The sequence below is a fragment of the Saccharomonospora iraqiensis subsp. iraqiensis genome, assembly GCF_000430445.1.
Classification (GTDB): Bacteria; Actinomycetota; Actinomycetes; order Mycobacteriales; family Pseudonocardiaceae; genus Saccharomonospora; species Saccharomonospora iraqiensis.
Window position 1 is genome coordinate 137,170 of sequence record NZ_KE387035.1, and the last position, 6,151, is coordinate 143,320.

Below are 6,151 nucleotides of genomic sequence, written 5' to 3' on the forward strand. Positions count from 1 at the left end.
GGAGGCCGGGCGCGAGCGCGCCCAGCGCCGGTACAGCTGGCGGTCGGTCGCCGAGGCGACGGTGGAGCGCTACATGGCGTCCATCGAGTCGTGTCGGGCGGCCGGAGACGACGAGAGGAAACGGTGACGGCGATGCTGACGGTGGACTTCGACCGGCTCGGTGTGGTGCCGGGCAGCAAGGTGATCGACGTCGGGGCCGGGGCGGGCAGGCACTCCTTCGAGGCCTACCGGCGCGGGGCCGACGTGGTCGCCTTCGACCACGACGAACCGGAACTGGCCAAGGTGGCCGAGATGTTCGCGGCGATGGAGGCCGAGAACGAGGTGCCGCCGGGGGCCGCGGCGCGCACGGTGTCCGGGGACGCGCTGGACCTGCCGTTCCCCGACGAGTCGTTCGACTGCGTGATCGCCTCGGAGATCCTGGAGCACATCCCGGAGGACGACAAGGCGATCCACCAGCTGTCCCGGATCGTGCGGCCGGGCGGAACCGTCGCGGTGACGGTGCCCGCCAGGCTGCCCGAGCGGGTGTGCTGGCTGCTGTCCGACGCCTACCACGAGGTCGAGGGCGGGCACGTGCGCATCTACCGGGAGGGCGAGCTCCGGGACAAGCTGGAGTCGGTCGGCCTCCGCGCGATCGGACGGGACCACGCGCACGCCCTGCACGCGCCGTACTGGTGGCTCAAGTGCGCGGTCGGGGTCGACCGGGAGCGGCACCCGCTCACCGATGCCTACCACCGGCTGCTCGTGTGGGACATGCTCTCCGCGCCCGCCGTGACCCGCACCGCGGAACGGGTGCTCAACCCCGTGCTCGGCAAGAGTCTGGTCCTGTACCTCGTCAAGCAGGGGGCGCCGCTTGCCGCCCGCTGACCGGGGCGGCGTCCGCACGGTCGCGGGGGCTCCGGCCGGCACCGCCGCACCGTCGGTGCCGGGGGTGCTCTCCGCCGAGCAGGCCGTGGCGACGGCGGCCTCCATCGCCCGGGTGCAGGAATCCACCGGGGCGATCCCCTGGTTCCCGGGCGGGCACCTGGATCCCTGGGACCACGTCGAGTCCGCGATGGGACTGGCCGTGGCCGGGTTCCTGGACGAGGCCGTGGCCGCCTACGAGTGGTCCGCGCGCACCCAGCGGCCGGACGGGTCGTGGCCCGCGTGGGTGCGGGAGGGCGTGGTCGAACAGGCCGAGGCGGACACGAACTTCTGCGCCTATCTCGCGGTGGGGGTGTGGCACCACGTGCTGCTCACCGCCGACGACGGGTTCGCCCGGCGCATGTGGGAGCCGGTGCGCCGTGCCGTGGAGTTCGTCCTCGGCGCGGCCAACGCGGACGGCACGATCGGCTGGCTCGTGGGCGAGCGGGGCGCGGTCGACCCGGAGGCGCTGCTCACCGGATGCTCCAGCATCCACCACGCGCTGCGGTGCGCGTTGGCCCTGGCCCGGCACCTGGGCGTGCCGCAACCGGACTGGGAGATCGCCCTCGGGCGTCTCGCGCACGTGCTGCGGTCGCACCCGGAGGCGTTCACCGACAAGCGCCGGTACTCGATGGATTGGTACTACCCGGTGCTCGGCGGCGCGTTGCGCGGGCCGCAGGCGCGGCGGCGGTTGCGCGAACGCTGGGACGACTTCGTGGTGGACGGCCTCGGGATCCGGTGCGTGGACGACCACCCGTGGGTCACCGGGGCCGAGACCTGCGAGCTCGTGCTCAGTCTGGACGCCGTCGGCGACACCGCCGCCGCGCACGAGCAGTTCGCGGCGATGCAGCACCTGCGGGACCCCGACGGTTCGTACTGGACCGGCCTGGTCTACGCCGACGGCAAGCGCTGGCCGGAGGAGTGTCCGACCTGGACCGGCGCGGCGGTGCTGCTGGCCGCCGACGCCCTGTCGTCGACCACCCCGGCCGCGGGCATCTTCCGGGGTGACGGCCTCCCCGACGCCGCCGGAGTCGGGACGGAGGCGTGCGGCTGCGCGGAGTCGGCGAAGGGTGGTCAGTCCACGGGCGTGCCCGGCTGACCGGACTCCCGGCGCAGTACCCGCAGCGACCCGGTCGCCGAGACCTCGGTGAACTGCCCGGAGTCCAGCGCACGGCGGTAGATGTGGAACGGGGGCCTGCCCCCGTCCCGCGGGTCGGGGAAGACGTCGTGGATGGCCAGGATGCCGCCCCTGCTCAGCCACGGGGCCCAGCCGGTGAGGTCGTCCTGCGCGGCCCGCTCGGTGTGTCCCCCGTCGATGAACAGCAGGTCCACCGGGGTGCGCCAGAACGCGGCCACGTCCGGCGAGCGACCGACCACCGCGACGACGTGGTCCTCCAGCCCCGCGTCGGCGATCGTGCGGCGGAACGCCCCCAGGGTGTCGAGCGTGCCCGTGTGCGGGTCGACAAGGCCGGGGTCGTGGTACTCCCAGCCGGGCTGGTGCTCCTCGGAGCCCCGGTGGTGGTCGACGGTGACGACCCGTCCCCCGGTGGCCCGGGCGGCCGCGCCGAGGAACACCGTCGACTTCCCGCAGTAGCTGCCGATCTCCACGGCGACCCAGGTGCCCAGGTGTTCCCGGGCCGCCTCGTACAGGGCGAGGCCCTCGTCGGTGGGCATGAACCCCGTGGCGGCCTCGGCCACCGCGAGCAGGTCGTCGTCCATCTGGTGCGTGCCCGTGGTCATCCCGTTCCCCGTCCGTGTCCGCCGCCGTCCGTGTCCACCGCCGGTCGCGCCCGTCGCCGCGTGCGCCGTCCCGGTCCTGCCTCGGCACAGTCTGCCGAAGCGGCCCCCCACGGCTGCCGGAGAGGTCCCCGGACGGCCGCGGCGGTTCCCGGCGACCCTTGTCAGGGCCCGTACGGTATGCGACTAATAGAACAGGTTCTAGTTCACCCCGCCCCGGTCACGGACGAGGGCCCCGCGGGGACGCGGGAGGATGAAGGAGGAGACATGGAGGTCGTCGTCGACTACGACCAGTGTGAGGCGAACGGGGTCTGCGAGGCGGTCGCGCCCGAGGTGTTCGAACTCGACGAGGACGACAACCTGCACCTGGTCGGTGCGGTGGACGCGGACAACGAACAGCGGGTGCGCCAGGCGGTGGCCTCCTGCCCCAAGGCCGCCCTCTCCCTGCGCGAGTAGCCGCCGCCCCCTCCCCGGCAGGGTTGCGCGCGAGGGGCACCTTCCCCGCGTCGGACGCGGTGAGGGGCACATCCGCTGCGTCACACGCAGGGAAGGTGCCCTTCACGGCACGACGGGAGGTGACGAGGATTAAGCTGTCCTGGTGTTGCTCCGTGCGGGACAACGGTGTTTCGCTCGTGTTAACGAAACCCCCGACCCGTGAAGCGGAGGTCGTAGAGTGCCGATCCACGAACGGCTCGAGAACGTCTACGCGGAGGTCCTGGCCCGCAACCCGGGCGAGGTCGAGTTCCACCAGGCCGTGCGTGAGGTGCTGGAGAGCATCAGCCCCGCGGTGGGCAAGCACCCGCAGTACGCGGACGCCAAGATCATCTCGCGGATCTGCGAGCCGGAGCGCCAGATCATCTTCCGGGTGCCCTGGGAGGACGACAACGGTGAGATCCACATCAACCGTGGCTTCCGGATGGAGTTCAACAGCGCACTCGGGCCCTACAAGGGTGGCCTGCGCTTCCACCCCTCGGTGTATCTCGGCATCGTCAAGTTCCTCGGATTCGAGCAGATCTTCAAGAACGCCCTGACCGGGCTGCCGATCGGCGGCGGCAAGGGCGGGTCCGACTTCGACCCGAAGGGCAAGTCCGACCGCGAGATCATGCGGTTCTGCCAGAGCTTCATGACCGAGCTGCAACGGCACATCGGTGAGTACACCGACGTTCCCGCGGGGGACATCGGGGTCGGCAGCCGGGAGATCGGCTACCTGTTCGGCCAGTACAAGCGCATCACCAACCGCTACGAGTCGGGGGTGCTCACCGGGAAGGGCCTCATCTACGGCGGCGCCCAGGTGCGCACCGAGGCCACCGGCTACGGCACGGCCTACTTCGTCAACGAGATGCTGGCCGCGCGCGGTGAGGACTTCGCGGGCAAGACCGCCGTCGTCTCCGGGTCCGGCAACGTCGCCATCTACGCGATCGAGAAGACCCACCAGCTCGGCGGCCGGGTGGTGGCCTGCTCCGACTCCACCGGCTACATCGTCGACGAGAAGGGCATCGACCTCGAGCTGCTGAAGGACATCAAGGAGGTGCGCCGCGAGCGCCTCTCCAGCTACGCCGAGACCGTCTCCAACGCCCGCTACGTCGAGGGCGCGCAGGTGTGGGACGTGCCGTGCGACGTGGCCATGCCCTCGGCCACGCAGAACGAGATCACCGGTAAGGAGGCCGAGCGGCTGATCCGCAACGGCTGCACGGTGGTCGCCGAGGGCGCGAACATGCCCACCACCCCCGAGGCCGTGCAGCTGTTCCAGGACGCCGGTGTCGCCTTCGGGCCGGGCAAGGCCGCCAACGCGGGCGGGGTCGCCACCTCCGCGCTGGAGATGCAGCAGAACGCCTCCCGGGACTCCTGGACGTTCGAGTACTCGGAGGACCGGCTGGAGGAGATCATGCGGGGTATCCACACCCGGTGCCGCGAGACCGCGGAGGAGTACGGGATGCCCGGCAACTACGTCGCGGGCGCGAACATCGCCGCGTACACGCGGGTGGCCGACGCGATGTTGTCCCTCGGCCTGATCTGACACGGGGGAGAGCTGCCCGGACCCGGCCGGTCGCGGGCAGCTCTCCCGCGGCGGGAGCCGTGCCGATCCGGCAGGAGCGCGCCACGGCCGGGCAACCCGTCGGTACGGTGGGTGCCCGACACGGGGGCTTCGCCGGGGCGGTTCCCACCGAGGGACGACTGAGGGCTGTACTGCATGGTGCGCTGGGAGACGGCGTTGCGCCGTCGGGACGTGGGGGCCCGGGACGACGCCGGGGCCGGTCGACACGGCCGAGCGGTCACGATCGCGCTCGGTGTCCTGCTCGTGACCGCCGTGGCGATTCTGCTCAGCCCGGTCGGGTTCTCCGACCTGCACGTCTACCGGACCGGCGGCTACGCCTGGTTGCACGGGCTCGCGTTGTACTCGCCGGAGTTCCGGGAGTACGTGCCGCTGGAGACGGGGCTGCCGTTCCTCTACCCGCCGCTCGCCGCGGTCGCCTTCGTCCCGGCCCACCTGCTGCCCTGGGACGTGGCCACGGTGCTGCTGGTGGCGGCCGGACTGGTGGCGCTGCTCGCGACCACGACGGTCGTCGCCGGGCGCAGGCACGGCAGGCGGACGGGTGCGGTGCTGTTGGGTGCCGCGGTCGCGGCCGGGTGGCTGCTGATCGAACCCGTCCGGCAGACGATCGTCCTCGGGCAGGTCAACCTGCTGCTGATGGGGCTCGTCGTGGTGGACTGCCTGCTGCCCCGCACGCGGTGGCCACGGGGCCTGCTGACCGGCCTGGCCGCGGGGATCAAACTGACCCCGCTGATCTTCGTGCTGTTCTTCCTGGTCAAGCGGCAGTACCGGGCCGCGGCCGTCGCCGTGGGCACGTTCGCCGGGTCGATCCTGCTCGGATTCGCCCTCGCGCCGGGTGACTCGGTCCGTTTCTGGTTCGACGCCGTGTTCGGCACGGACCGGAAGGTGGGCACCGCGTACGCGTTCAACCAGTCGTTCAACGGGGTGCTGCACCGTCTGCTGCCGGACGGGGGCGACGTCCGGTTCGTGCTGTGGGTGCTGCTGGTGCTGGCGTTCCTCGCCGTGGCGCTGCTCGCCGCCCGGCGGGCGCGGTCGGTGGGCGACGACGTCACGGTACTGCTCGCGGTCGCCTTCTGGGGGCTGCTGGCGTCCCCGTTGAGCTGGTCGCACCACTGGGTGTGGGTGGCCCCGGCGGCGGTGGCCCTGGCGTACCCGCTGCGCCGCGGCGCAGCACGCCGGTGGTGGGTCCCGGGCCTGGCGACGCTGCTGGTGCTGGCGTTCGTGGTCGGACCGCACGGCGTCGTGCTGTCCACCGACCCCGGGACACCGGAGACCGCCTGGGCCTGGTGGCAACACCTCGCGGGCTCCAGCTACACGCTGGTCGCCGTGGCGGCGCTGCTCGTGCTCGCGGTGCGCCGGCGCACGGTGTCGTCGGACGCCGGTGCGTCGGTGACCGTGCCGCCGGAAGCGCCGGAAGCGCCGGGGATGCCGGAAGCGCCGGGGATGCCGGAAGCGCCGGGG

Annotated in this window: 6 protein-coding genes; 5 read left to right on the top strand and 1 reads right to left on the bottom strand. The window is 72.3% G+C overall.

Translation table 11 applies throughout. The features are described 5' to 3' along the window. Window positions 1–132 precede the first annotated feature (132 nt). Together ACTIR_RS0101635 and ACTIR_RS0101640 are read left to right on the top strand one after the other, a co-directional pair. On the top strand, window positions 133–864 hold the full coding sequence (locus ACTIR_RS0101635; RefSeq protein WP_026452985.1) for a class I SAM-dependent methyltransferase: 732 nt from the start codon (window positions 133–135) through the stop codon (window positions 862–864). Continuing rightward, window positions 851–1,999 (top strand): glucosidase family protein, encoded by a 1,149-nt coding sequence (locus ACTIR_RS0101640; protein ID WP_199285549.1) that lies wholly within the window; start codon window positions 851–853, stop codon window positions 1,997–1,999. The genes ACTIR_RS0101635 and ACTIR_RS0101640 overlap by 14 nt, the downstream gene beginning before the upstream one ends. Here the strand turns inward: ACTIR_RS0101640 and ACTIR_RS0101645 are convergent. After that, complete coding sequence (locus tag ACTIR_RS0101645; protein WP_026452987.1) at window positions 1,975–2,640, bottom strand: class I SAM-dependent methyltransferase; 666 nt, start codon at window positions 2,638–2,640, stop codon at window positions 1,975–1,977. The genes ACTIR_RS0101640 and ACTIR_RS0101645 overlap by 25 nt on opposite strands. A gap of 264 nt (window positions 2,641–2,904) precedes the next feature. Here ACTIR_RS0101645 and ACTIR_RS0101650 point away from each other — a divergent pair, with 264 nt between their 5' ends. The 3 genes from ACTIR_RS0101650 to ACTIR_RS21125 all read left to right on the top strand — a co-directional run. Then, window positions 2,905–3,093 (top strand): ferredoxin, encoded by a 189-nt coding sequence (locus tag ACTIR_RS0101650; RefSeq protein WP_007025387.1) that lies wholly within the window; start codon window positions 2,905–2,907, stop codon window positions 3,091–3,093. 217 nt (window positions 3,094–3,310) lie between these two features. Continuing rightward, window positions 3,311–4,654 carry an NADP-specific glutamate dehydrogenase gene (gdhA, locus tag ACTIR_RS0101655; RefSeq protein WP_007025386.1) on the top strand — a complete coding sequence of 448 codons (1,344 nt, stop codon included), beginning with the start codon at window positions 3,311–3,313 and terminating at the stop codon, window positions 4,652–4,654. A gap of 174 nt (window positions 4,655–4,828) precedes the next feature. Beyond that, window positions 4,829–6,151, top strand: a 1,323-nt coding sequence (locus ACTIR_RS21125) for a glycosyltransferase 87 family protein (protein WP_052583676.1), incomplete at its 3' end; no start/stop codon positions are given.